Raw genomic sequence first — 26,322 nt, 5'->3', positions numbered from 1 at the left:
AAGGTGTCGATCATGCTGGTCGCCGCCGCCGTCTGCCCGTGCCCGCCACTGCTCGTCCCCGACGTGGCGGCCGGCGCCGCCCCGGAACTGAACACGCTGCGAGAGGCCTGCGCGGACGCGGTGGGGCTGCTGGCCGCGTCCAGGCCCGACCGGCTGGTGGTGGTCGGACCCGTGGACGGGGCGGGCGTCAGTACCTTCCCCCCGGGCGCGCGAGGCGGTTTCGCCTCCTTCGGGGTACCGCTCGACGTACGGCTCGGACCGGTGCCGGGCGCCGGTGACGACACGGGCGCCACGGCGGGCGGCGAACGACCGCTGCCGCCGTCGCTGGCGGTCGCCGGCTGGCTGCTGCGCGGCTGGAACGCCGGGGAGGCGACGGGACTCGCCGTCGGCGAGTCGCTGGAGGCCGAACGCTGCGCGGCCGAGGGCCGGGCCGCCGCCCTGTCCGCCGGGCGGGTCGCCCTGCTGGTCATGGGCGACGGGAGTGCGTGCCGGACGGTCAAGGCGCCCGGCTACCTGGACGATCGCGCCGAGGGCTTCGACGCCGTCGTGTCGGGTGCGCTGGCCGCCGCCGACACCACAGCACTCGCCGACCTCGACGCCGTGCTCGCGGCGGAACTGCGTGTCGCAGGGCGCGCGCCCTGGCAGGTACTGGCGGGTGCGGCCGCGGGCGCAGGCCTGCGCGGTGAGCTGCTGTACGAGGCCGCGCCCTACGGCGTCGGGTACTTCGTGGCCTGCTGGACGTGACGCGCCCCGGCCGGGGACACCGCCCGTGGGTGTGGACGAGCCGCGGAAGGTGGAATTCCGCGGCTGTCCGGTGTGGTGCGCCTGCCGGCCGGCGCCGGCGGCGGGTGGCTCAGGACTGGCCGGACCCGCTCGCCTGACCGCCGCCGTCGTCCTTGCCGCCGAGGTTCTGGGTGGCGTTCTTGGCCTTGTCGGCCCCGGAGCTGATCTTGTCCGAGTACTTCCCGCCGGTCTTCGAGTCGGCGACGTGCGCGGCTTTGTCGATGCCCGACTCGACCTTGTCGCCGTGCTTCTGCGCGAGGCCTCCGGCCTTGCTCCTGGCCATGCCGAGCTTGTCCTTCAACGTGTCCATGAAGCTCATCCGGCACCTTCCCTGGACGCTGAGGCGATGAGGGCGACGGGTCCGCCGACCTGCGCCACCAAGGGAGCAAAACGGTTAGACCGCCACAATTCGCCCTCCCGTCCTCCGACCATACCCGCGCCCCGCGGCGCGCGCCGCCGGGCGGGGATCCGTCCCGCGCCCAGGCGGCCGGTTGTGCGGGAGAATCGCGGGGTGAAGAACCGTGTGATCACCGTCGTCGGTCCCACCGCGGCCGGAAAGTCCGACCTCGGCGTCGCGCTCGCCAGGGAGCTGGGCGGTGAGGTGATCAACGCCGACTCGATGCAGCTCTACCGGGGCATGGACATCGGGACGGCCAAGCTCACCCCTGCCGAGCGGCAGGGCGTACCGCACCACCTGCTGGACATCTGGGACGTGACGCAGGCCGCGAACGTCGCGGACTACCAGCGCCTGGCCCGCGCCGAGATCGACCGCCTCCACGCCGCGGGCCAGGTCCCGGTGCTCGTGGGCGGCTCGGGGCTGTACGTGCGCGCCGCGATCGATCCGCTGGAATTCCCGGGCACCGACGCCGATGTGCGGGCCCGGCTCGAGGCCGAACTGGAACAGGAGGGCCCCGGACCGCTGCACGCCCGGCTCGCCGCGGTCGATCCGGAAGCCGCCCGGCTCATCCTGCCCAGCAACGGGCGGCGGATCGTGCGCGCGCTGGAGGTGGTCGAGATCACCGGCCGCCCGTTCACCGCGAGCCTTCCCGGCACCGAGTCGCAGGAGCCGGTCTACGACACCGTGCAGATCGGCGTGGACGTTCCCCGTGCCGTGCTCGACGAGCGCATCGTGCGGCGGGTGGACCGCATGTGGGAGGAGGGTTTGGTGGCCGAGGTCCGCAGGCTGGAGGCCGCCGGGCTGCGGGAGGGCCGCACGGCTTCCCGCGCGCTCGGCTACCAGCAGGTGCTGGCCGCCTTCGCGGGGGAGTGCACCGAGGACGAGGCGCGCGCCGGGACCGCACGGGCCACGAAACGTTTCGCCCGGCGGCAGGACTCGTGGTTCCGCAGGGACCGCCGCGTGCACTGGCTCACGGCTCAGGGCGGGGAACTGGCGGAGCGGGCACTGACGTTGCTCGAAGAAGCGGTCACAGCCTGATCACGTGATGGCATCGGGACGCTCCGGCGTCCGGGAGGAGCCCTCCGGGCGTGCCATCATCAAGCATCCAGCTACGGTGTCGGAGACTCGGGAGGGCGCGTGGCGATGGCACTCGGCCCACGCGAAACCCCCCAGGGGCGCGACTCGACGGCGGATTCCGGCACGTCACATGCGTCGCAGGGCGCCGACGGCGTCCCGTCCGACGCGGCCGAGCGGACGGAACGGCTCGACGAGCCTGTGCCGCTGGACCTGCTGGGCGACTCCATGGAACTCCTCGACCCGATGGCGATGCAGGATCCCGACCTGCCGCTCGACGGCGGCCAGTCCTTCCTCGCACTGCGTCCGCAGCGGAGGCTGCGGATCTGGCAGCTCGCCCCGATCGTCGGTCTCGCCGTCGCCGGTTCGCTGATGTTCGCCTTCCCCCTCGCCTTCGAGTCCGGCGACGCCGGTCCCGTCGTCGCCATGCTGGGCCTGCTGCTGTGCGGCTGCTCCGCAGGCTGGGGCCTGACGGCGGCCCGCCGGGTCGGCTACACCTGGCCGGGACTGCCCGCCCGCGGCTCGGGCGCCCGGGTGGACTGGCGCTACGTCGCCGGTTACGCCGCCCTGATCGCCCTGCTGGCCGTGCTGGCGGTCTGGCGAGTGGCCCGGCTGCGCTGACCGCCCGCGGGAGCCCTTTCGGAAGCGGGCCGCGTACGATCGACATGTGACAGACGCACGCCACGGCACCGCCCCCCTGACCTTCCTCAAGGGCCACGGGACCGAGAACGACTTCGTGATCGTCCCCGACCCGGACGGTCTGCTCGACCTGTCCGCCGCCCAGGTGGCGCGGCTGTGCGACCGGCGCGCCGGGATCGGCGGCGACGGCCTGCTCCGGGTGGTGCGTTCGGCCGCCCATCCCGAGGCCGCGGCTCTCGCCGACCGCGCCGAGTGGTTCATGGACTACCGCAACAGCGACGGCAGCGTCGCGGAGATGTGCGGCAACGGGGTGCGGGTCTTCGCCCGCTACCTCCAGTGCGCGGGCCTCGCGGAGCCCGGTGACCTGACCCTCGCGACCCGCGCGGGACTGCGCCAGGTCCACATCGCCAAGAACGGCGACGACGGCACCCCCGGCGGGATCACCGTGGACATGGGCCGCGCCGCCTTCCCCGGCGGAGACGTCACGGTCAGGGTGGACAGCCACGAGTGGCGGGCACTCAACGTCAGCATGGGCAACCCGCACGTGGTCGTCTTCGTGGCCGACCTCGACGACGCGGGCGGCCTCCACCAGGCCCCTGCCGTGGCGCCCGCAGAGGCCTACCCGGCCGGCACCAACGTCGAGTTCGTCGTCGACCGTGGTCCCCGCCACGTCGCGATGCGCGTCCACGAGCGCGGGTCGGGCGAGACCCGTTCCTGCGGCACGGGCGCCTGCGCCGTCATGGTCGCCGCCGCCCGCCGCGACGGCCTCGACCCCGCGGAGACCGGACACCCGGTCACCTACACCGTCGACGTCCCCGGCGGGCGGCTGGTGATCACCGAGAACACCGACGGGCGGATCGAGATGACCGGTCCCGCGGTCGTCGTCGCCGAGGGCGTCATCGACCCCGGCCTCGTGGCAGTGGCCCCGCCGGCCTGACCGCGCCGGTCCGTGCCCGCTTGCATCCGCGGGCACATTCCACCGGGAATCCCCGTACACCATCCCTCGAACGGGTGACGGGGATCACTCTCGGCGAGAGCGTGGCAGCCGCACGTGGTGGGCTCGGTAGCATCAATCACCGGCGCGGCCCCGCGGGTCGTGCGAGGCTCCCGCAGCCGGTCCATGCTGCCGGAGGTGTCGATGAGCGCAGACAACGCGGTGGATGCCGGGCAGGCCGCCGAGATCCCGCGACGCGGCCTGCGGCGGATCGACCTGCGCAGGCTCGGGCGGGCCGCGCTGCTCGGTCCGGGTACCCGGGACCGGCTGCCCGGTGCCATCGAGCACCTCATCAAGGTGCACCGCGCCAGGCACCCGCACGCCGGCGCCGAGGCGATCGAGACGCTGCGCCGCGCCTACCTGCTCGCCGAGTCCTCCCACCGCGGGCAGATGCGCAAGAGCGGCGAGCCGTACATCACCCACCCGCTCGCGGTCACGCTCATCCTGGCCGAACTGGGCGCGGAGACCACCACGCTGACGGCGTCCCTGCTGCACGACACGGTCGAGGACACCGAGGTGACGCTGGATCAGGTGCGCGCGGAGTTCGGTGCCGAGGTCACGCACCTCGTCGACGGCGTCACCAAGCTGGAGAAGGTCGACCACGGTGCCGCCGCGGAGCCCGAGACCTTCCGCAAGATGCTCGTCGCCACCGGCAGCGACGTGCGCGTGATGGCGATCAAGCTCGCCGACCGGCTGCACAACGTCCGCACCCTCGGGGTGATGCGCCCCGACAAGCAGGCCAGGATCGCCCGCGTCACCAGGGACGTCCTGATCCCGCTCGCCGAGCGCCTGGGCGTCCAGGCGCTCAAGACGGAGCTGGAGGACCGGGTCTTCGCCATCCTCCATCCCGCCGAATACGCCCGCACCCGCGCGATGATGGCCGCCAACGCGGAGCGGCCCGACGTGCTGGCCGTGATCGCCGAGGACCTGCGCAAGGTGCTGAGCGACGCGGGTATCGCGGCGGAGGTGGCCATCAGGCCGCGGCACGCCGTCTCGGTTCACCGCCTCCTGCTGAAACGCGGCGGGGCGGAACTGGAGAGCGGTGACTTCGGGCGGCTGCTGGTGCTGGTCGGGGAGCACGCCGACTGTTACGCGGTGCTCGGTGAACTGCACACCTGCTTCACCCCGGTCGTCGCCGAGTTCAAGGACTTCATCGCCGCCCCCAAGTTCAACCTGTACCAGTCCCTGCACACCGCTGTCGCCGACGCCCAGGGGCGGATCGCCGAGGTCCTCGTCCGCACCCGTCAGATGCACCGCGTCGCGGAGGCGGGGGTGATCGCGCTCGGTGACCCGCGTGGTGCCGCGGAGCGGCTGCGCGGCTCCGGCGGCACGGACGCCGCCGCGGGCGCCGCGGCGGCGCGACCCGGGGGAATGCCGGCGTCCGCCGCCGAGGCGTGGGGGAAGGTGGACCCGTCGCGACCGGGATGGCTCGCCCGGCTGCTGGAATGGCAGCGCGACGCGCCCGACCCGGACATCTTCTGGACGGCGCTGCGCGACGATCTGGCCCAGGACCGGGAGATCACCGTCTTCACCGCGGACGGCGGCGACGCCTCCGGCACGGTCCGGCTGCCCGCCGGCGCCAGCTGCGTCGACGCGGCCTACGCCGTGCACGGGGAGGACGGGCACCGATGTATCGGTGTGCGGGTCAACGGCCGGCTGGCGCCGCTGGGCACCCGGCTGCAGGACGGTGACAGCCTGCAACTGCTGCTGGACGACGCCGCCACGTCGCGCCCCGGTGCCGACTGGCTCGACCACGCGGCCACGCCGGCGGCCCGTATCGCGATCACGCGCTGGCTCGCCCTGCATCCGGCCCCCGCCGACGACGAGCAGCCCGCGGCGCTCCCCGCGCTGCGCCCGGCCAGGGAGGTGTCGGGCCCCCGGCCCGAGCTGCCGGTCGCGGTGGCCGACCTGCCCGGCGCCACGGTCCGCCTCGCCCGCTGCTGCACGCCCGTCCCGCCCGACGCGGTGACGGGCTTCGTCGTCCGCGGCGGCACCGTGACCGTGCACCGCGCCGAATGCCCCACCACCGCGCGGATGGCCGCGGCCGGCCGCAGGCCCGTACCGGTCGGGTGGCGCGACGGCACCCCGGCCGGCGGCTACCGGGCCACCGTGCTGGCGGAGGCCCTGAGCCGGCCCCGGCTGCTGGCGGACCTCACCGAGGCGATCGCCACGGAGGGCGTGGGCATCGTTTCCGCCGCGGTGGAACCTCCGCAGGAGCTCAGGGTGCGGCACACCTACACGGTGGAACTGCCCGACCCCCGGGCCCTGACCGGACTCATGCGCGCCATGCGGGCCGTGCCGGGCGTCTACGACGTCTACCGGGCCCGCCCCGCCGTCACCGCCAGACGCGGCTGACCGGGTCCGCTGCCTCCCGCCGGCCGCATCGGCGTACTCCCGCGCCTGCGCCCCGTCGCTCACCGCGTCCGCCCCCTCACCCGGAGAGGCCGCCGGTCACCGGTGGCCCGCCGTCGATCACTCCGAGTGAATGCCCGGTCGTGCCCGCACCCCAACCCTCGGCCCGTGTCACTCGTGCGAGTGGTCGTCCGGTGGGGCGCCCAGGGGAAACCCGCGTGACCGCGGCGGCCGGGCGTGCGACCATCGTAATGACGGCACGTACGCGTGCCCGACCCGCAACCGCGCTACCAAAGGATCAGATGACCTCCTCTTTTTCTTCCTCCACGCACGATCGCCAGCGACTCGCCGAGAGCCTTCGGGCCGACGCCCTGATGGAGGAGGACGTCGCCTGGAGCGCGCGGATCGACGGAGACCGGGACGGCGATCAGTTCGACCGTGACGAGCGCGCCTCGCTGCGCCGCGTCGCGGGACTCTCCACGGAACTGGAGGACGTCACCGAGGTCGAGTACCGGCAGCTCCGCCTGGAGCGCGTGGTGCTCGTCGGGGTGTGGACCTCCGGAACGGTGGACGACGCCGAGAACTCCCTCGCGGAGCTCGCCGCGCTCGCCGAGACCGCGGGTGCCCTCGTCCTGGACGGTGTCGTCCAGCGTCGTGACAAGCCGGACCCGGCCACGTACATCGGCTCGGGCAAGGCCCACGAGCTGCGCGACATCGTGCTCGAAACCGGTGCGGACACCGTCGTGTGCGACGGTGAGCTGAGCCCCGGCCAGCTCATCCACCTCGAAGACGTGGTCAAGGTCAAGGTCGTCGACCGGACGGCGCTGATCCTGGACATCTTCGCCCAGCACGCCAAGTCCCGTGAGGGCAAGGCGCAGGTCTCGCTCGCGCAGATGCAGTACATGCTGCCGAGGCTGCGCGGCTGGGGCCAGTCGCTGTCGCGGCAGATGGGTGGTGGCGGTTCCGGCTCGTCCGGCGGCGGCATGGCCACCCGCGGTCCCGGTGAGACCAAGATCGAGACCGACCGGCGGCGCATCCGCGAGAAGATGGCCAAGATGCGCCGGGAGATCGCGGAGATGAAGACCAGCCGCGACCTCAAGCGCCAGGAACGGCGGCGTCACAAGGTGCCGTCGGTGGCGATCGCCGGCTACACCAACGCCGGCAAGTCGTCGCTGCTCAACCGGCTCACAGGTGCGGGCGTCCTGGTGGAGAACGCGCTGTTCGCCACTCTCGACCCGACCGTACGCCGTGCGGAGACGCCCGGCGGGCGGCTCTACACCCTCGCCGACACCGTCGGCTTCGTCCGTCACCTGCCGCACCACCTGGTGGAGGCGTTCCGCTCCACGATGGAGGAGGTCGCTGACGCCGACCTGATCCTGCACGTGGTCGACGGCTCGCACCCCGCCCCCGAGGAGCAGCTGGCGGCGGTACGCGAGGTGTTCCGCGACGTGGGCGCGCTCGACGTGCCGGAGATCGTCGTGGTCAACAAGGCCGACGCCGCCGACCCGATGGTGCTCCAGCGCCTGATGCGCAACGAGAAGCACGCCATCGCCGTCTCGGCCCGCACGGGCCGCGGCATCGACGAGCTGCTGCAGGTGATCGACGACGAACTGCCGCGCCCGGACGTCGAGGTGGAGGCCCTGGTGCCCTACACCCACGGCGGCCTGGTCTCCCGGGTGCACGCAGCCGGCGAGGTGCTCGCCGAGGAGCACACCGGCGACGGCACGCTGCTCAAGGCACGGGTGCACGAGGAACTCGCCGCCGAGCTGGCCCCGTTCGCCCTCGCCGTCCAGCACTGACGCGCAGGCCGTCCGCCGTTCGGCGCGGCGCCTGCGTGCGGGGCAACGGTAAGGGGCGCGTCACCACGGTGGCGCGCCCCTTACCCGTTCACCGGCTCAGCTGAATTTGGCGACCACCGAGTCGTAGACCTTCTTGGCGTCCGCCCCCAGCCGCGGCCCCGCCAGCCAGGTCGCCGAGACCGGGCCGATCGAGGTGTTGCTGACCAGCACCGTCGTCCCGTCCGGCTTGGTGGCGAACCAGCCGCCGCCCGACGAACCGGCCGTCATGGTGCAGCCGATGCGGTATTCGGTGGGCTGTGCGGAGTCCAGCGACAGCCGTCCCGGCTCGTCCGCGCAGTTGTACATCCGCTGGCCGTCGTACGGCGGGGCCGCGGGGTACCCCCACGCGTCGAGCGTGCCGACCCGGGCCGTCGCCGGGGCGTCGAACCACACGGGCACGGCCGAGCCGACCGTCTCCTCGAGGGACTTGCCGCCCTTCTCCGGAGCCACGTGCAGCACCGCGAAGTCGTACGGCGACCCGCTGCCGCCCTCCTCGGCCCCGGTGTCGATCCACTGCTGCGAAGTGGCCGCCCCGTCGGCCCAGAACACCCCGTACGGCGCGAGCACGTCCCGCTCGGCGCCCTTCAGGGCCGCCGCGCTCTTCCCCTGGTCGTTGTAGGCGGGCACGAAGGCGATGTTGCGGTACCAGCCGCCTTCCGCTCCCGCGTGCACGCAGTGGCCCGCCGTCCACACCAGGTTGGACTTGCCCGGGTGAGCCGGATCCTGGATCACCGTCGCCGAGCACACCATCGAACCCTTGGGGCTGTCGAAGAACAGCTTCCCGACGTCCGGCGCACTCCGGTGGTAGGGCGTGGCCACGGACTTGGCGACCACCGGCGCGGGCGTCGGGTCGGTCTGCCCCTGGTCGGCGGGGACGTCGACCGGGACGGTCTTGTCACCGGGGTCGGCGCCTTTCATCCGGTCGTCGTTCCACAGTCCGTCGATCACCGGGTTGACGAAGTCCGCCGCCTTGCGCAGCCATTGGGACCTGTCCCAGTTCTTCCACGCACCGCGCCTGTACGCCTCCTCCCACTTCTTGAGGTCCGAGACGCCGGTGGGAAGGGCGGTCGGGAGGGAAAGGTCGAATTTCTGCTTGGCCGTCACCGTCCGGGTGGGTGTGGGCTTGCCGTCGCCCCCGTCGTCCGACGAATCGCATGCGGCCGCCGTGGCGACGAGCACCACGGCGGCGGCGACTGCCAGGAACGGCCGGCCTATCGATGACATGAACGTGAGCCCCCTGCGGAGTCGGCGTGCCGAAGGATCGTCGCACGTCCGGCACGGGTGGCGCCTCGGGCACGCCACCGGTGTGAGGGACGGTCACCCGGCGCCGGACGGTTCCCCGCCGGAAAGATCTGGACGCGGGCCGTGATCGGTCCGTCACCGCGTCGTTAGTACGGAAGGGGGACGACCGAACAGCAGGCGACACTCGGAGGAGACAGCGCGTGGCGGCCATTTCCAGCGTGCCGGATCAGCTCACGGCGCCGGCCGACGACCTCACGGCCGCCGAGGGGATCCTGCGCAGACAGGCGCAACGCGAGTCCGCGGCCCGTACGTACGCGCGCGCCCTGCCCGTCGTACCGGTCCGCGCCCGCGGCATGACGGTCGAGGGCGCGGACGGCCGGCGCTATCTGGACTGCCTGTCGGGGGCGGGCACGCTCGCGCTCGGCCACAACCATCCCGTGGTGCTCGAAGCGATCAGGAGCGTCCTCGACTCCGGCGCCCCCCTGCACGTCCTCGACCTCGCGACCCCCGTGAAGGACGACTTCACCACGGCGCTGTTCGAGACCCTGCCGGCGGAGCTCGCCGAGCACGGGCGCATCCAGTTCTGCGGCCCGGCCGGCACGGACGCGGTCGAGGCGGCGATCAAGCTGGCCCGGTTCACCACCGGACGCGACGGCCTGCTGGCCTTCTCCGGCGCTTACCACGGCATGACGTCGGCGGCCCTCGCCGCGACGGGCGACACCGCGGTACGGGCGGTGGTTCGCGGGCCGGACACGCAGGTGACCCGGCTGCCCTACCCGTACGACTACCGCTGCCCGTTCGGCGTCGGCGGCGACCGCGGCGCTCAGCTCGCCGCGCGCTGGACGGCACATCTGCTGGACGACCCCAAGGGCGGCGTCCAGCAGCCCGCCGCGATGCTGCTGGAAGCGGTGCAGGGGGAGGGCGGTGTCGTCCCCGCCCCCGATGGCTGGCTGCGGCGGATGCGCCAGATCACCGCCGAGCGGGGGATCCCGCTGATCGTGGACGAGGTGCAGACCGGAGTCGGCCGGACGGGCACCTTCTGGGCCGTGGAGCGCAGCGGCATCGTGCCGGACGTGATGGTGCTGTCCAAGGCCATCGGCGGCAGCCTGCCGCTCGCCGTCATCGTCTACCGCGAGGAGATGGACGGCTGGCTGCCCGGTGCCCACGCCGGGACCTTCCGAGGCAACCAGCTGGCCATGGCAGCGGGCACCGCGACACTGCGCTTCGTCCGGCGGAACGCCCTGCACGCGCGCGCCGAGTCCCTCGGCTCGCGGATGCTCGGCTCGCTGCGCGCCCTGGCGGCGCACCACCCGTGCATCGGGGACGTACGCGGCCGGGGGCTGATGATCGGCGTGGAGATCGTCGACACCACCGCGGAGCCCGACGACCACGGCGCCCTGCCCGCCGCACCGCACCTGGCGACCGCCGTCCAGCGGGAGGCGCTGCGGCGCGGCCTGATCGTCGAACTGGGCGGCAGGCACGGCAGCGTCATCCGGCTGCTGCCCCCGCTGACCATCACGGACGAGCAGGCAGAAGCCGTACTCGACCGCCTCTCAGGCGCCGTCGAAGCCGCCCGCGCGGCCGCACCGGGCGCCGCCGCATGACGCAGGCCCCCCGTACCCACCGCAGACCCGCGGCCGTCACCAGTGGAGCCCCCGTATGACAGCCCCCGTAGAATCCGGCAACGCCCCGGTCGCCGAACCGGCCACCGTGCCGTTCCCGCGCCCGCCGCTGCCCGACGCCGCGCGCCCAGGGGGGGCGGGCTCCGATCCGCTGCACCACCCCGACGCCTACGCCGTCGCCGACACCGCGGGCACGGACAACCTGCTGCGGTGCTGGGTACGCGAGCGGGCGCTGTCCGCCCCCGCGGGCGTCGAGCTGCGCGTCCCGCTCCCGGCCAGCGGGGCCGAAGCCCGCGCGGTGGTCCGCTACTGGTCGCCGACCGGGCACCACCGCTTCGGTCCCGTCCGGCTGACCGCAGACGGTCCCGCGCTGAGCGCCGTCGGTCTGGCGGCGCTGCTCGCCCGCGAGGGCGGCGCCGTGCCCGCGGAGGCCGCGGACCTGGTGGCACGGGTGGCGGACTCGGTCCGCCGTACCGCCGTCTTCGTCGCCGAACGGCGCGGAGCCGGCCGCGCTCCGGCGGCCGACGAGCCGGAGCTTCCCTTCCTGGACTCCGAACAGGCCCTGGTCTTCGGGCACTCCATGCACCCGGCGCCGAAGAGCCGTGAAGGACTCGGCGACGCGGAATGCGCCGCCTACTCCCCGGAGACCCGCGGTTCCTTCCGGCTGCACTGGCTCGCCGTCGACGCCTCCGTACTCGCCACCGACTCCGCCTGGACCGAGGGCGGGCGGCCCATCGGGGCGGTCGACCTGATCGCTTCCCTCGCCGGAGCGCAGCCGCCCTGCCCGGGCGCCGCCGCGCTGCTGCCGCTGCACCCGTGGCAGGCCCGCGACATCCGTCACCGGCCGGGTGTGCAGGCGCTCCTCGACGCGGGGCTGCTGCGCGACCTGGGCCCCCACGGCGAGCCGTGGCACCCCACCTCCTCGGTCCGCACCGTCTACCGCGCCGACGCACCCGCGATGCTCAAGCTCTCGCTCGGCGTGCGGATCACCAACTCGCGGCGGGAGAACCTGCGCAAGGAACTCCTCCGGGGCACCGAGGTGCACCGACTGCTGCGCAGCGGACTCGCCGCCCGGTGGCATGCCGCCCACCCCGGGTTCGACATCGTGCGCGACCCCGCGTGGCTCGCCGTCGACACGCCGGACGGCGTACCCGTGCCGGGACTCGACGTCGTCCTGCGGCACAACCCCTTCGGCCCCGGTGACCGGGCCCACTGCCTCGCGGGACTGACCTCACTGCGTCCCTGGCCCGCGGACGGCTCGGCCTTCGCGCTGCGGTCCCGGCTGGCCCGCACCATCGACCGCCTCGCCGCGCGCACCGGGCGGCCGGGAACGGCGGTCGCCACCGAGTGGTTCCTGCGCTATCTCGACACGGTGGTCCGCCCGCTGCTGTGGCTGGACGGGGAGGCCGGCATCGCCCTGGAGGCCCACCAGCAGAACACGCTGGTGCTGCTGGACTCCGACGGCTGGCCGTGTGGGGGGCGCTACCGCGACAACCAGGGCTACTACTTCCGGCTGTCGCACCGGGCGGAACTGGAGAAGCAGCTGCCCGGCATCGGAACCGAGAGCGACACCTTCGTCGCCGACGCGGTCGCCGACGAGCGCCTCGCCTACTACGTCGGCATCAACAACGTCTTCGGTCTGGTCGGCGCCCTCGGGGCGCAGCGGCTGGCCGACGAGCGGGTGCTCCTCGCCGCCTTCCGCCGGTTCCTCGGTGCGGTCGCCGCAGAGGGTGGCGGCGCCGGCCTGAGCGGCTTTCACGAGCGGCTGCTGAGCAGCCGGGAACTGCGCTGCAAGGCCAATCTGCTGACGCGGCTGCACGGCATGGACGAGCTCGTCGGGCCGGTCGACACGCAGTCGGTGTACGTCACCGTGCCCAACCCGCTGACCGCCTGAGCGGGCACCCCGGCCTGCCGAGGAGAGGAGGAACCACCGTGCCACCAGCGGACAGCGACACCGAGGACACCCTCGACCTGAGACTGCCGCCGGACTTCCTCGCCCTCTTCGGTACGCCCGCAGGGCCCTGCCCGGGGGCATCCGTGGACGCCGCGGCCCCGCCCCGGCCTGCCCACGGCCCGGCCCTCGTCGGCCGCATCGCTGACTGGGCCGCAGCCGGCACCACTGCGGGGACCTTCCGCCTCGTGCCCGTGCACGCCGACCGTGACCTGGCTCTCGTCAGCGGCTGGATGAACGATCCGGCGGTCGCGGCGTTCTGGGAGCTGGCGGGGGATCCCTCGCTGACCCGGCGCCACATCGCCGCGCAGACGTCCGGCGACGGGCGCAGCGTGCCGTGCCTGGGGCTGCTCGACGGCCGGGCGATGAGCTACTGGGAGGTCTACCGCGCCGATCTGGACCCGCTGGCACGGCACTACCCGGCGCGGCCCCAGGACACCGGCATCCACCTCCTCATCGGCGGCGGGGCCGACCGCGGCCGCGGGCTGGGGGGCATCCTGATCCGGGCCGTCGCCGATCTGATCCTCCAGCACCGGCCGGGCTGCACCCGAGTCGTCGCCGAGCCCGACATCCGCAACACCGCGTCCGTCGCCGCCTTCCTCGGCGCGGGCTTCCGGCTGTCGTCGGAGGTGTCCCTGCCGGGCAAAAGGGCTGCCCTCATGGTCCGCGACCGTGCGCTGCGGCGCGTGCTCTGACCATCCGCCCCGCCCCCCTTCCCGTTTCGTCCCGCTTCGTCTTGTCCCGTCGGCAACCCCGGCCCCGCAGGAGACCACCGTGATCACCACCTCCCCACCCTCCGACGCCGCCGCCTGGCAGCGAGCGGCCCGGCGGCTGCTGGCGAAGATGCTCGCCGAATTCGCCTACGAGGAGGTGATCGCCCCCGAGCCCGACCCCGGCGCCGGACCCGCCGCCTACCGGCTGCCGCTCAGCGACACGCTGACCTACCGCTTCCACGCCCGCCGGGGCGCGTACGGCAGCTGGCAGGTGGATCCGGGAAGCATCGGCCCCAGCGGTGACCCGCTGCACTTCCTCAGCCACGCCCACGAGAGCGTGCTCGGGCTCAGCGGGGACACCACCGGCCACCTGATGCGCGAGATCCTCACGACACTGCGTGCCGATCTGCGACTCGACGCCGAGGCGCTCTCCGCGGCCGAGCTGGCCGACCTCGACTACGCCGAGCTGGAGGGGCACCAGACCGGGCACCCCTGGCTGGTCGCCAACAAGGGACGTATCGGATTCTCGGACGCGGACGCCGCGCGCTGGGCGCCCGAGAGCCGCAGACAGCACCGGCTGCCGTGGATCGCCGTCCACCACAGCCTCGCCCGGTACCGCGGTGTCGACACCCTGGCCACCCCCGATCTCCTCTACGCGGACGAACTGCCGCCGGCCACCCTCGACGCCTTCCACCACGCCATCGCCGACCGCAACCGCAACCCCGCCGACCACCTCCTGCTGCCCGTGCACCCCTGGCAGTGGGAGAACGTCGTCCTGCCGCTCTTCGCGCCCGCGATCGCCGACGGATCCATCATGCACCTGGGCACCGACAACGATCTCCGGCTGCCCCAGCAGTCCATCCGGACGTTCCTCAACGCCAGCCACCCGCAACGCCGCACCGTCAAGCTGCCGCTGTCGGTGCTGAACACCCTGGTGTGGCGCGGGCTCCCGACCGAGCGGACGCTCGCCGCACCGGCCGTCACGGCCTGGGTGGACGGGCTGCGAGCGGGCGATTCGTTTCTGCGGGACGAGACGCGGGTCATCCTGCTCGGTGAGGTCGCCTCGGTGTCCGTGGCGCACCCGCAGTTCGACCGGCTGCCCACGGTGCCGTACCAGTACCGCGAGCTGCTGGGGTGCATCTGGCGCGAGCCGCTGGCCGGGTATCTGGAGGCCGGTGAACGCGCCCGCACGCTGGCCGCGCTGCTGCACACCGACCCGGACGGGCGCTCCTTCACCGCGGAACTGGTCGAGCGCTCCGGGCTGCCGCCGGCCGTCTGGCTGCGGCACCTCTTCGGCGCCCTCCTGCCGCCGCTGCTGCACTTCCTCTACCGCTACGGCACGGTCTTCTCGCCGCACGGGGAGAACACCATCGTGGTCTTCGACGAGAGTGACGTCCCGGTGCGGCTCGCGGTCAAGGACTTCGTGGACGACGTCAACATCAGCGCCGAGCCCCTCCCTGAGCACGCCGCCATGCCCGGTGAGGTCAGGTCGGTGCTGCTGACGGAGAAGCCCGCCTTCCTGACCCAGTTCATCCACTCCGGGCTCTTCGTGGGCGTACTGCGCTACCTGGCGCCGCTGTGCGAGGAGCAGCTCGGGGTGCCCGAGGCGGCGTTCTGGCAGCTGGTCCGCGACGAGATCGTCCGCCACCACGAGCGCTTCCCCGAACTCAAGGAGCGCTTCGCCACCTTCGACCTGCTCACGCCGCGTATCGACCGGCTGTGCCTCAACCGCAACCGGCTGCACCTCGACGGATACCGCGACCGCGCCCAGCGCCCGCACGCCGCCGTCCACGGTACGGTGCCCAATCCGCTGCACACGCTCTGACGACCGGCGGCGGCAGCGTACCCGTGGAAGATACGATCGCCGCAGGGTCGTACCGCGGAGGGATGAGGGGCGGATGCGCGAGGAAACGGGCGTCGGATCCTGCCCCGAATGCGGCACACCCGGCTCCTTCGCCGGGCAACTGGTGTGCCAGGGCTGCTTCGTCCCCTTCGCGCTGATGGCGTCCGTGCACGCCGCGGCCACCCCGTCCGTCTCCCCGACCGCCGTCACGGAGCGGCTGCCGCGCCCGGCGCGCGGTCCCGCCGAGCCCCGGGACAAGGTTCCGGGGCTCGGCGCCGCCGAGGTGGACGTGGAGGACACCGAGCACACCCGGGTCATCAGCGTCGTCCCCGGCGCCCCGCCACGGCCGGCCGGCACCCGCCGCGACGTCACGCTGAAGGTCATGCGCCTGCATTTCCCCGACGGGGAGATCGTCGAGGTCGCGGCCGGTTACTCGATACGGCTGGGCCGCGACCCGCAGCTGTGCCCGGCTGTCACCTTCCTCGCCCGGCGCGACAACCTGTCGCGGATCCACGCCAGGGTCGGCGTCCAGACGGACGGCTCGGCCTGGATCACCGACGAGGACTCCACCAACGGCACCTTCGTCCGCGGCTACCGCCTCACGCCCAATGAGCCCGCGCCGCTCCGGCCCGGCGACACCTTCCGGCTCGCCGCGGACGTGCACGTCAACGTGCTGCCCTGACGGACGCGTACGCGGCGGTGCAGCGGGCCAGCGGATGGTCCGCGCCCAGGGCCGCGGCGGCGGCCTCGGCCAGCTCCTCGAACTGCCGGCGCGCCGACAGCACCCCGTTCAGGCCCTCCACGGCGCGGGCCCTGCCGAAGAGCGCGGCAAAGGACGCCGGCTCGTTGTCCGCGCCCTGGCGCACGATGAGCTGGCGCGCCTGCCAGTACCGGTCGTCGGCCTCGTGGAAGCGCCCGGCGGACAGCAGTGCCTCGCCCTCCTCGATCAGCGTCCAGACCAGGTGGCGGGCCCCGCGGTCGAGGGCGGTCGGCGTCCGCCGCAGCGCTGCGGGCCGCATCATGGCCCGCAGCCGCTCGGCGACCTCCGCGGCGCCCGACGGCCGGTCGGCGGGCTTCTTGGCAAGCAACTGGTGCACCAGTCGAGCGAGCTCCGGCGGGACCTCGGGACGCCGGTTCACGAGGGGCTCGGGTTCCTCGTGCACGTGGAGATATGCATAGCCGATGTAATTGCCCGCCACAAAGGGCGGGCCCTCGGCGAGCATGGCGTAGAGCACGCAGCCGAGCGAATACAGGTCCGAGCGCGCGGTGACCTCCCCGCCCTGCGCCTGCTCGGGGGCGAAATACGGCGGCGATCCCAGCAGCGCCTGCGGCTCGGTGTACCGCGTGGCGTTCGAGTCCTGATGGGTGACCAGACCGAAGTCGCAGATTTTGACGACCCCGTCCGGCAGAAGCATCAGGTTCTCGGGCTTGATGTCGCGGTGCACGAGACCGCGTTCGTGCGCATGGTGGAGGCCCGCGCAGATCTGCGCGCCGTAGGCGATGACATCCGGAACGGGCAGCCCCCCGCGGTCCAGCAGCACCCGCCGGAAATCCGTGCCGGGAAGCAACTCCATGACCAGGAACGGGCGCCCCTGGTGCTCACCGGCATCGTGGATCGTCGCCACGTTGGGATGGCTCAGCGCGGCAGCCGCAACGGCCTCACGGCGGAACCGCCCCTGCCGTTCGCTGCGCTCGACCTCAGCCCACTCGGCACGCAGCATGAGCACCTTCACCGCGACACGGCGCCCCAGGCTGCGGTCGACGGCCGCGAAGACCTGCCCGAACCCGCCGCCGCCCAGCAACTCCTCCAGCCGGTAGCGACCGTTGAGGACCGTGCCGACAGCCACCTCGTCCGTCACGCGCACCCCGTTCCGTCGATCTCGTGCAACGACAGGCGCATCATGGTGGGTTCCGCGAGCGCGCCGCCGCCCTGCGGTCCGACCGTACCGCCCGTCGGGTCCTCCTCGAAGACGAACTGGCGCCCGCTCGGCAGCAGCTCCAGCCGCTCGTGCAGCACCACCGACTCGCCACGGCGCAAGGTGCGGACGACCCCGTGCGGGAGCGGCTCCACCGTGTCCCCGCCGGGCATCCTGTGCCGCACCCGTGTGCCGTTGGCGCTGCGCTCGTCCAGCACGCTCAGCGACCGCCCGTCGTACGTGAGCACGACGTGGCTGCGGCTGACCGAGTCGACCGCGGTGTCGTCGATCCACGCACCCAGTGCCACGCCTCCGCGGCCCGGCGCCCGTCCCACCGCCACCGGTTCGCCCTCGGTCACCATGAAGCGGCCCCGCACCGTCCCGTCCATCACGATCTTGACCTGGGCGCGCGGGCGGCGCGGACCGGCGTCGGCGAGTGCCACGCCGTGGGTCGGGCACAGCACCCGGTCCTTCCGGCGCCGTGGCAGCGCCGTGCCCGGCGGGCCGGCGGAGCCGAACAGCGGGCAGTCCGGCTCCGGACACCGCCACTCGCGGCCGAGCACCGCGCGGTACGCGGACGAGTGCTCCCAGCGGCGGACCACCCCGGCCTGGAGCAGCAGCCCTTCCTCCTCCTTGCGCGAGACCTGCCACTCCTCGGGCACCGGCATGATCCGCGGGCGCACCCCGATCCTCCCGTCGGGGAGGAGCACAGGGCGCAGGAAGCGGTCCCGGTCGCCCGGTATCCAGGGATGGGCCCGGTGGAAGTCGAGGAAGTTGTCGGCGCTCACCACACGCAGACCGAGGGCGTCGGCCAGTTCGAGGATGCGGTCGTCCGCGCGGGGCAGCACCTCCAGCCGTCCGTCCCTGTACCAGCGGTCGAGGTCCTGGCGCTCGACCGGAGTGAGGCGGCCGTCGGTGAGCAGCGACCGGTCGGTGATGGCATAGACCTGGACGGCCGGGTCACGGGCGAAATCGGCGAGGGCGTCGAGGAGTCCCGCGAGCCTGCCCAGGTCGGCGGCGCGTTCCCCGCCGAGGGCGGGTTCGCGCACGACGTTGGCGACGTCGATCACGTACTCCGCGGCCGAGGTGTCCAGAGTCAGGCGACGCTCGAACGGCATGTGACCAGAAATTAGCACCGCGGGACGGGACCGGTCCGGCGGACGACGCGGTGAGCGGTCGCGGACGGTGTTGTCGGTGGCTGCCCTTAGGCTTGCCCTCCTATGACTGACACGCCACCACCCGCGCTCACCGACCTGCTGCACGCCGCCGTCACCGCCGTCGGCGGTGTGGAGCGGGACGGCCAGGTCACCATGGCCGAGGCCGTCGCCGCCGCTGTGGACGACAAGTCGCATCTGCTCGTCCAGGCGGGCACGGGCACGGGCAAGTCCCTCGGGTATCTGGTGCCCGCTCTCGCCCACGGTGAACGGGTGGTGGTGGCCACGGCCACCCTCGCGCTCCAGCGCCAGCTCGTCGAGCGCGATCTGCCCCGTACGGTCGCCGCCCTGAAGCCGCTGCTGCGCCGCGAGCCGCAGTTCGCGATGCTCAAGGGCCGGTCGAACTACCTGTGCCTGCACCGCCTGCACGAAGGCGTGCCGCAGGACGACGAAGAGGGCCTCTTCGACCCCTTCGAGGCCGCGGCGCCCACGAGCAAGCTCGGCCAGGACCTGCTGCGCATGCGCGACTGGGCCGACGAGACGGAGACCGGCGACCGCGACGGGCTGACGCCCGGCGTCTCGGACCGGGCGTGGGGCCAGGTGTCGGTCAGCTCGCGTGAATGCCTCGGCGCCACCAGGTGCGCGTACGGCGCCGAGTGCTTCGCCGAGGCCGCCCGCGAGCGTGCCAAGCTGGCGGACGTCGTGGTCACCAACCACGCGCTGCTGGCCATCGACGCCATCGAGGGCACGCCGGTGCTACCCGGCCACGAGGTGCTGATCATCGACGAGGCGCACGAACTGGTCTCCCGCGTCACCGGAGTCGCCACCGGCGAGCTCACCCCCGGCAGCGTGAACCGGGCGGTGAAGCGGGCCGCCCGGCTGGTCAACGAGAAGGCGGCGGACGCGCTGATGAGCGCGTCCGAAGGCTTCGAGCGGATCATGGAACTGGCGCTGCCGGGCCGCCTGGAGCCCATCCCGGAGGATCTCCTCTACGTCCTCGCCGCGCTGCGCGACGCCTGCCGCCAGGTGATCACCTCGCTGGGCGACACGCGGGACAAATCCGTCCAGGACGAGGACGCGGTGCGCAAGCAGGCCCTGGCCGCCGTCGAGAACGTGCACGACGTGAGCGAGAGGCTTGTCTCCGCCTCGGAGTACGACGTCGTCTGGTGCGACCGGCACGACCGCTACGGTGCCTCGCTGCGCGTGGCTCCGCTCAGCGTGTCCGGTCTGCTGCGCGAGAAGCTGTTCACGGAACGCTCGGTCGTCCTGACCTCGGCCACCCTCAAGCTCGGTGGCGACTTCAACGGTGTCGCGGCATCCCTGGGACTGGCCGCGGAAGGCACGGCGGGGGAGGAGCAGGCGCCCTGGAAGGGCATCGACGTCGGTTCGCCCTTCGACTACCGCAAACAGGGCATCCTCTACGTGGCCAGGCATCTGTCGCCTCCGGGCCGCGACGCCGGCCGGGCGGACATGCTCGACGAGCTGGCCGAGCTGATCGAGGCCGCCGGCGGCCGCACGCTCGGGCTTTTCTCCTCCATGCGCGGGGCCCAGGCGGCCGCGGAGGCGATGCGGGAGCGGTTGAAGAATCCCGTGCTGCTTCAGGGGGAGGAGACGCTGGGCGAGCTGATCAGGGCCTTCGCCGAGGACGCGGAGACATGCCTGTTCGGCACCCTGTCGCTGTGGCAGGGCGTGGACGTGCCGGGGAGCAACTGCCAGCTGGTGGTCATGGACCGGATCCCGTTCCCGCGCCCCGACGACCCCTTGATGAGCGCCCGGCAGAAGTCGGTGGAGGAGCACGGCGGCAACGGCTTCATGGCGGTCGCCGCCACGCACGCGGCGCTGCTCATGGCGCAGGGGGCCGGGCGGTTGATCAGGGCCTCGGGCGACCGCGGTGTCGTCGCCGTACTGGACCCGAGGCTCGCCAACGCCCGGTACGGGGGCTTCCTGAGGGCGTCCATGCCGGACCTCTGGTACACGACGGACCGTAACCAGGTACGACGTTCTCTGGCCGCCATCGACGCGGCGGCCAAGGCTTGAGCGCCAGATGCGGCGGGGCACGGCTCCGGCCCCGGAACCGTCGAACGGTTTCCGGGGCACACGGAGGACTCGTTGCCGTCAGACGCGGCGCAGCACCGCCACGACCTTGCCCAGGATGGTGGCCTCGTCACCGGGAATGGGCTGGTAGGCGGCGTTATGCGGCAGTAGCCAGACGTGCCCGTTGTCCCGCTTGAAGCGCTTGACGGTGGCTTCGCCGTCGAGCATGGCCGCGACGATGTCGCCGTTCTCGGCGACGGGCTGGCGGCGGACGGTGACCCAGTCGCCGTCACAGATCGCGGCCTCGATCATGGAATCGCCGACCACCTTGAGCACGAACAGTTCGCCGTCACCGACGAGCTGGCGGGGCAGCGGGAAGACGTCCTCCACCGACTCCTCGGCGAGGATCGGACCACCTGCGGCGATCCGGCCGACGAGCGGGACGTAGGACGCCGACGGTTTGCCCGAGGTGTCGGTGGGCTGCGGGTGCCCGGCCTCGGAGGCACGCACCTCGTAGGCCCTGGGCCGGTGCGGGTCCCGGCGCAGGAAGCCCTTCCGCTCGAGTGCCATCAGCTGATGTGCGACCGAGGAAGTGCTGGACAGGCCCACGGCCTGGCCGATTTCCCGCATGGACGGCGGGTATCCGCGGCGCTGGACCGAATCCCTGATGACGTCGATGACCCTGCGCTGGCGTTCGGTGAGACCGGAGCTGTCGGCGCGAATACCCGGGGGCCGTCCGGGGAGGGAGCGCGCGGGCTTCGGGCTGTTCTCTTCGTTCATCACGTCCAACGGGCCGATTCGATCCGGGGAGCGGTCATGGGCAGTCAATGTCGCTGTGGCGCTCTCTGCGGTGGTGGTCACGGCGGCCCCTTTCGAGATGTTCTCCCACCGCATGAAGTGCGGGAGGCCCGCTTCCCAGCCGCGGGCAGTTAGTACAACGGTAGTGGGTTTCGAAAGGTTGCGCCAAACACACGTTCGAGTGAATTTGCATAAATCCGCTGACGTGATCAAGGTACCGGGTGTATTGATCGAAGGGAAGTTCGATTCCCCGAGATGCGGGAGACGCTCACCGCCGTGCGGCGTTGTCCGCCGGTAATCGCTCCGGGTCCGGCCGGGTGTGCCGTGACGCACGGAGGACGCCCGATTCCAGTGTGTCACTGCCTCCGTGGTGCCGCCCCGGCGTGCGGCCGGGGGCGTCCCCCGTCGTGGGGGCGGCGACACGCGCCGGAAGCAGGGGCGGGTGCGCCGCATCAACATCTAGTGGTTGGATAGGCTTCCAGCACCACCGGTTGTGGTCCGGTCGGAGGCCCCGCGGGGCCAACGCCCGGGGGATCACCTATGCTTGGGGCTGCTTCGCGGGGTCGTTCGACGCCGCGGGAGCCTTGTCGTCGTGCGCGCTCGTCATGGAGCGAGGGAGGGATCAGGAACGATGCACTGCCCCTTCTGCCGGCACTCCGACAGCCGTGTCGTCGACAGTCGCACCACGGACGACGGCGCCTCGATCCGCCGGCGCCGCCAGTGCCCGGACTGCGGCCGCCGCTTCACCACGGTGGAGACGGCGTCACTGATGGTGATCAAGCGCAGCGGCGTCACCGAGCCCTTCAGCCGCAGCAAGGTCATCGCCGGCGTGCGCAAGGCCTGCCAGGGCCGCCCCGTCACCGAGGACGCGCTCGCCCAGCTCGGGCAGCGCGTCGAGGAGGCGGTCAGGGCCACGGGCAGCGCCGAGCTGTCGACCCACGACGTGGGCCTGGCCATACTCGGCCCGCTCCAGGACCTCGACCTCGTCGCTTACCTGCGGTTCGCCTCGGTGTACCGCGCATTCGACTCGCTCGAGGACTTCGAGAGGGCCATCACGGAGCTGCGCGAGCAGCTGCCACCCACCACTCCTGGCGGACTCGACGAGGACCTCGGTGTCCCCGCGCCCGCATCCGCCGCCGACTGAGCGGCGCGCAGGACACAGACGTATCTGCCGGAGCGCCACGCGCCGAGGCCATGGACATCACCGTGCCGCGGGAAGATCGGGGCACATCAGGGCGTTTTCGCCCGTATAGGGAGGCGGAATGACAGAGACGACGAGCGGCCCGGCACGGGGTTCCCGCACCAAGGGGTCCAAAGCAGGCAAGGGGCTGCGCATGGAGCGCATCCACACCACTCCCGGCGTGCACCCGTACGACGAGGTGGCGTGGGAGCACCGTGACGTCGTCATGACCAACTGGCGCGACGGTTCGATCAACTTCGAGCAGCGTGGTGTCGAGTTCCCCGGCTTCTGGTCGGTGAACGCGGTCAACATCGTCACCAGCAAGTACTTCCGCGGCGCCGTGGGCAGTCCACAGCGCGAGAAGAGCCTGCGGCAGCTGATCGACCGGGTCGTGCTCACCTACCGCAAGGCCGGTGAGCAGCACGGCTACTTCGCCTCCCCCGAGGACGCCGAGATCTTCGAGCACGAGCTGACGTACGCGCTCCTGCACCAGGTCTTCAGCTTCAACTCGCCGGTCTGGTTCAACGTGGGCACCGCCCAGCCCCAGCAGGTCTCGGCCTGCTTCATCCTGTCCGTCGACGACTCCATGGAGTCGATCCTCGACTGGTACAAGGAAGAGGGCATGATCTTCAAGGGCGGTTCCGGCGCAGGCCTGAACCTGTCCCGCATCCGCTCCTCCAAGGAACTGCTCTCGTCCGGCGGCAACGCCTCGGGCCCGGTCTCCTTCATGCGCGGCGCCGACGCGTCGGCCGGCACCATCAAGTCGGGCGGTGCCACCCGCCGCGCCGCCAAGATGGTCGTCCTCGACGTCGACCACCCGGACGTCGAGGCGTTCATCGAGACCAAGGTCAAGGAGGAGGAGAAGATCCGCGCGCTGCGCGACGCGGGCTTCGACATGGACCTGGGCGGCGACGACATCACGTCCGTCCAGTACCAGAACGCCAACAACTCGGTCCGGGTGAACGACGAGTTCATGAAGGCCTACGAGTCGGGTTCGGCTTTCGGCCTGCGCGCGCGGATGACCGGCGAGGTCATCGAGCAGGTGGACGCCCGCTCGCTCTTCCGCAAGCTCGCCGAGGCGGCCTGGGCGTGCGCCGACCCCGGCATCCAGTACGACGACACGATCAACCACTGGCACACGTCGCCGGAGACCGGGCGCATCACCGCCTCCAACCCGTGCAGCGAGTACATGCACCTGGACAACTCCAGCTGCAACCTGGCCTCACTGAACCTCCTCAAGTTCCTGCGCGACGACGGCAACGGCAACCAGTCCTTCGACGTCGAGCGGTTCGCGAAGGTCGTCGAACTCGTCATCACGGCGATGGACATCTCCATCTGCTTCGCCGACTTCCCGACCGAGAAGATCGGCGAGACCACCCGGGCCTTCCGCCAGCTGGGCATCGGCTACGCCAACCTCGGCGCCCTGCTCATGGCCACCGGCCACGCGTACGACTCCGACGGCGGCCGGGCGCTCGCCGGTGCCATCACCTCGCTGATGACCGGTACGTCCTACCGGCGGTCCGCCGAACTGGCAGCGGTCGTCGGCCCGTACGACGGCTACGCCCGCAACGCCGACGCCCACAAGCGCGTCATGAAGCAGCACGCGGACGCCAACGGCGCCGCGCGCCGGATGGACGACCTGGACACCCCGGTGTGGGCCGCGGCGACCGAGGCCTGGCAGGACGTGGTGCGCCTCGGCGAGAAGAACGGCTTCCGCAACGCCCAGGCGTCGGTGCTCGCTCCGACCGGCACCATCGGCCTGATGATGGACTGCGACACCACAGGTGTCGAACCGGACCTGGCCCTGGTGAAGTTCAAGAAGCTGGTCGGCGGCGGCTCGATGCAGATCGTGAACAACACCGTCCCGACCGCGCTGCGCAGGCTCGGCTACCAGCCCGAGCAGATCGAGGCGATCGTCGCCCACATCTCCGAGCACGGCAACGTGGTCGACGCCCCCGGGCTCAAGCAGGAGCACTACGAGGTCTTCGACTGCGCCATGGGCGAGCGGGCGATCTCGGCGATGGGCCACGTGCGCATGATGGCCGCGGCCCAGCCCTTCCTGTCCGGCGCGATCTCCAAGACGGTGAACCTGCCCGAGTCGGCCACCGTCGAGGAGGTCGAGGAGGTCTACTACGAGGGCTGGAAGCTCGGCCTGAAGGCGCTGGCGATCTACCGCGACAACTGCAAGGTCGGCCAGCCGCTGTCGGCGAAGAAGAAGGACGAGGCGAAGGCCGAGAAGCCCGCTTCGGCGCCCGCGGCGGCCGAGAAGGTCGTCGAGTACCGTCCGGTGCGCAAGCGGCTGCCCAAGGGCCGTCCGGGCATCACGACGTCCTTCACCGTGGGCGGCGCCGAGGGCTACATGACGGCGAACTCGTACCCCGACGACGGGCTGGGCGAGGTCTTCCTGAAGATGTCCAAGCAGGGCTCGACCCTCGCGGGCATGATGGACGCCTTCTCGATCGCCGTGTCCGTGGGCATGCAGTACGGCGTCCCGCTGGAGACGTACGTCTCGAAGTTCACCAACATGCGCTTCGAGCCGGCCGGACTCACGGACGACCCGGACGTGCGGATGGCGCAGTCGATCGTCGACTACATCTTCCGCCGCCTGGCGCTGGACTTCCTGCCCTTCGAGACCCGCTCCGCCCTGGGCATCCACTCCGCCTCCGAGCGGCAGCGCCATCTCGACACCGGCTCGTACGAGGCGGCCGAGGACGACGTCGACGTCGAGGGACTGGCACAGTCCGCGCCGCGGCAGGTCGAGCCCCGTGCGCCGCTGACGGTCGCCAAGCCCGCCGCGGCCGCGCCGGCGCCCAAGGAGGCGCACAACTCCACGGAGCTGCTGGAGATCCAGCTCGGCCTCAACGCCGACGCCCCGCTCTGCTTCTCCTGCGGCACGAAGATGCGCCGCGCGGGCAGCTGCTACCTGTGCGAGGGCTGCGGCTCGACGAGCGGCTGCAGCTGAGCCGGCGGATCGCACGATCGGCTGATCCTCCGGCCGGCCAGGGGTGTGACAGGGGTGGGTGTACGGCCCGGGCCGTACACCCACCCCTGCCGTGTCCGGACGGCTGCGGCGGAGAAGGACGAACGGCGGGCCGCGCGCCACTACGATGGCGCGGTGTTGGTGAAGTGGATACGCTGCGGCGTCCTGGACCGCGACGGTTTCGACCGGGGTCAGCGCGGGTGGACGGCGCTCAGGAACCGTCCGGGCTTCCACGGGCAGGGCGGCGGCTGGAGCCGTTCGCAGCCCGGTGTGGCCCATCTCTTCGCCTTCTGGGACGGGCAGCGGTCCTACGACGCCTTCATGGCCGGCCCGCACGAGGAGATGTCGGCGGGGCAGGCGGGTACGTACGAGATGCTCGCCGCGCGCACGTTCGACCACCGGTTGGACGTCAAGGTGGGTTTCCAGCCCCGCTTCGCGGACGCGGATCTGCTGCGGGTGGCGCTGTGCAAGGTGCGCCCGGACCGCGTCGGCCATTTCGTGCAGATGCAGGAGCGAGTCTGGAACCCGGCCATGGCCGGGTCGCCCGGGATGCTGCGCGGTGTTTTCGCCGAGGGGGCGGACGGTGACTTCCTGGTCCTCTCGGCCTGGGACTCCGCGACGGAGCACGGCAAATACCGCGAGGGCGCGGTCGCCCGGCTGTCGCAGCGGGCCGATCTGGACGCCGACGTGCTGTCCGTGGCGGGCGACATCGTGGACGTGGTGCCGGAGTGGACCGTGTGAGCCCTGTCGCGCCGTGCGGACGCACGGCTGCGCCACGGGCGGCCGTGCCGCGGCCCCGGCGGGCCGGGGGC

20 protein-coding genes are annotated in these 26,322 nt (G+C 72.3%); 15 read left to right on the top strand and 5 right to left on the bottom strand.

The annotated features are described in order from the left end of the window. The first annotated feature begins 12 nt into the window (after positions 1–12). Positions 13–744, top strand: a complete 732-nt coding sequence (locus ACH4SE_RS25360; RefSeq protein WP_398545758.1) for a class III extradiol dioxygenase subunit B-like domain-containing protein — start codon at positions 13–15, stop codon at positions 742–744. 109 nt (positions 745–853) lie between these two features. On the opposite strand, the gene ACH4SE_RS25355 is transcribed toward ACH4SE_RS25360, so the two are convergent. Then, a complete protein-coding gene (locus ACH4SE_RS25355; protein WP_398545757.1) occupies positions 854–1,102 on the bottom strand; it encodes an antitoxin in 249 nt (82 codons plus the stop codon). A 192-nt stretch (positions 1,103–1,294) separates the two neighbouring features. On the opposite strand from ACH4SE_RS25355, the gene miaA reads away from it, so the two are divergent. From miaA to hflX, 5 genes are all read left to right on the top strand, one after another. After that, complete coding sequence (gene miaA / locus ACH4SE_RS25350) at positions 1,295–2,218, top strand: tRNA (adenosine(37)-N6)-dimethylallyltransferase MiaA (protein ID WP_398545756.1); 924 nt, start codon at positions 1,295–1,297, stop codon at positions 2,216–2,218. 105 nt (positions 2,219–2,323) lie between these two features. Continuing rightward, positions 2,324–2,875 carry a hypothetical protein gene (locus ACH4SE_RS25345; protein ID WP_398545755.1) on the top strand — a complete coding sequence of 184 codons (552 nt, stop codon included), beginning with the start codon at positions 2,324–2,326 and terminating at the stop codon, positions 2,873–2,875. Positions 2,876–2,921: 46 nt separating this feature from the next. Then, a complete protein-coding gene (dapF, locus tag ACH4SE_RS25340; RefSeq protein WP_398545754.1) occupies positions 2,922–3,830 on the top strand; it encodes a diaminopimelate epimerase in 909 nt (302 codons plus the stop codon). 201 nt (positions 3,831–4,031) lie between these two features. Further along, a complete protein-coding gene (locus tag ACH4SE_RS25335) occupies positions 4,032–6,242 on the top strand; it encodes a RelA/SpoT family protein (protein WP_398545753.1) in 2,211 nt (736 codons plus the stop codon). A gap of 299 nt (positions 6,243–6,541) precedes the next feature. After that, entirely contained in the window at positions 6,542–8,038 is a 1,497-nt protein-coding gene (hflX, locus tag ACH4SE_RS25330; RefSeq protein ID WP_398545752.1) for a GTPase HflX, read from the top strand. Positions 8,039–8,134: 96 nt separating this feature from the next. Here the strand turns inward: hflX and ACH4SE_RS25325 are convergent, their stop codons facing one another. Beyond that, the gene (locus ACH4SE_RS25325; RefSeq protein WP_398545751.1) at positions 8,135–9,301 is read right to left on the bottom strand and encodes a trypsin-like serine peptidase; all 1,167 of its coding nucleotides are present in this window, start codon (positions 9,299–9,301) and stop codon (positions 8,135–8,137) included. Positions 9,302–9,528: 227 nt separating this feature from the next. Here ACH4SE_RS25325 and ACH4SE_RS25320 point away from each other — a divergent pair, with 227 nt between their 5' ends. From ACH4SE_RS25320 to ACH4SE_RS25300, 5 genes are all read left to right on the top strand, one after another. Continuing rightward, positions 9,529–10,923, top strand: coding sequence for a diaminobutyrate--2-oxoglutarate transaminase (locus ACH4SE_RS25320; RefSeq protein ID WP_398545791.1), 1,395 nt, complete (start codon positions 9,529–9,531; stop codon positions 10,921–10,923). 55 nt (positions 10,924–10,978) lie between these two features. After that, positions 10,979–12,835, top strand: a complete 1,857-nt coding sequence (locus tag ACH4SE_RS25315) for an IucA/IucC family protein (protein WP_398545750.1) — start codon at positions 10,979–10,981, stop codon at positions 12,833–12,835. A 38-nt stretch (positions 12,836–12,873) separates the two neighbouring features. After that, the gene (locus ACH4SE_RS25310; RefSeq protein ID WP_398545749.1) at positions 12,874–13,587 is read left to right on the top strand and encodes a GNAT family N-acetyltransferase; all 714 of its coding nucleotides are present in this window, start codon (positions 12,874–12,876) and stop codon (positions 13,585–13,587) included. A 79-nt stretch (positions 13,588–13,666) separates the two neighbouring features. Beyond that, a complete protein-coding gene (locus ACH4SE_RS25305) occupies positions 13,667–15,430 on the top strand; it encodes an IucA/IucC family protein (protein WP_398545748.1) in 1,764 nt (587 codons plus the stop codon). A 73-nt stretch (positions 15,431–15,503) separates the two neighbouring features. Then, positions 15,504–16,130 (top strand): FHA domain-containing protein, encoded by a 627-nt coding sequence (locus tag ACH4SE_RS25300; protein WP_398545747.1) that lies wholly within the window; start codon positions 15,504–15,506, stop codon positions 16,128–16,130. On the opposite strand, the gene ACH4SE_RS25295 is transcribed toward ACH4SE_RS25300, so the two are convergent. Both ACH4SE_RS25295 and ACH4SE_RS25290 read right to left on the bottom strand, forming a co-directional pair. Continuing rightward, a complete protein-coding gene (locus ACH4SE_RS25295) occupies positions 16,114–17,307 on the bottom strand; it encodes a serine/threonine-protein kinase (RefSeq protein WP_398545746.1) in 1,194 nt (397 codons plus the stop codon). The two genes, ACH4SE_RS25300 and ACH4SE_RS25295, sit on opposite strands and share 17 nt — an antisense overlap. Then, positions 17,304–18,482, bottom strand: coding sequence for an FHA domain-containing protein (locus ACH4SE_RS25290; protein ID WP_398545745.1), 1,179 nt, complete (start codon positions 18,480–18,482; stop codon positions 17,304–17,306). The genes ACH4SE_RS25295 and ACH4SE_RS25290 overlap by 4 nt, the downstream gene beginning before the upstream one ends. A gap of 102 nt (positions 18,483–18,584) precedes the next feature. Here ACH4SE_RS25290 and ACH4SE_RS25285 point away from each other — a divergent pair, with 102 nt between their 5' ends. After that, a complete protein-coding gene (locus ACH4SE_RS25285; protein ID WP_398545744.1) occupies positions 18,585–20,555 on the top strand; it encodes an ATP-dependent DNA helicase in 1,971 nt (656 codons plus the stop codon). A 78-nt stretch (positions 20,556–20,633) separates the two neighbouring features. Here ACH4SE_RS25285 and lexA read toward each other — a convergent pair whose 3' ends face one another. After that, positions 20,634–21,413 carry a transcriptional repressor LexA gene (gene lexA, locus ACH4SE_RS25280; protein ID WP_398545743.1) on the bottom strand — a complete coding sequence of 260 codons (780 nt, stop codon included), beginning with the start codon at positions 21,411–21,413 and terminating at the stop codon, positions 20,634–20,636. A 568-nt stretch (positions 21,414–21,981) separates the two neighbouring features. Between lexA and nrdR the strand changes: the two genes are divergently transcribed. The 3 genes from nrdR (at position 21,982) to ACH4SE_RS25265 (ending at position 26,251) form a co-directional block, all read left to right on the top strand. Continuing rightward, the gene (nrdR, locus tag ACH4SE_RS25275; protein WP_031513034.1) at positions 21,982–22,494 is read left to right on the top strand and encodes a transcriptional regulator NrdR; all 513 of its coding nucleotides are present in this window, start codon (positions 21,982–21,984) and stop codon (positions 22,492–22,494) included. A 118-nt stretch (positions 22,495–22,612) separates the two neighbouring features. Continuing rightward, a complete protein-coding gene (locus ACH4SE_RS25270) occupies positions 22,613–25,492 on the top strand; it encodes a vitamin B12-dependent ribonucleotide reductase (RefSeq protein ID WP_398545742.1) in 2,880 nt (959 codons plus the stop codon). A gap of 153 nt (positions 25,493–25,645) precedes the next feature. Further along, positions 25,646–26,251 (top strand): YdbC family protein, encoded by a 606-nt coding sequence (locus ACH4SE_RS25265; RefSeq protein ID WP_398545741.1) that lies wholly within the window; start codon positions 25,646–25,648, stop codon positions 26,249–26,251. Positions 26,252–26,322: the final 71 nt, after the last annotated feature.

Origin of the sequence: Streptomyces sp. NPDC020983 (assembly GCF_044333485.1) — a bacterium.
Classification (GTDB): domain Bacteria; phylum Actinomycetota; class Actinomycetes; order Streptomycetales; family Streptomycetaceae; genus Actinacidiphila.
This window is presented reverse-complemented; position numbering and strand designations above follow the sequence as displayed.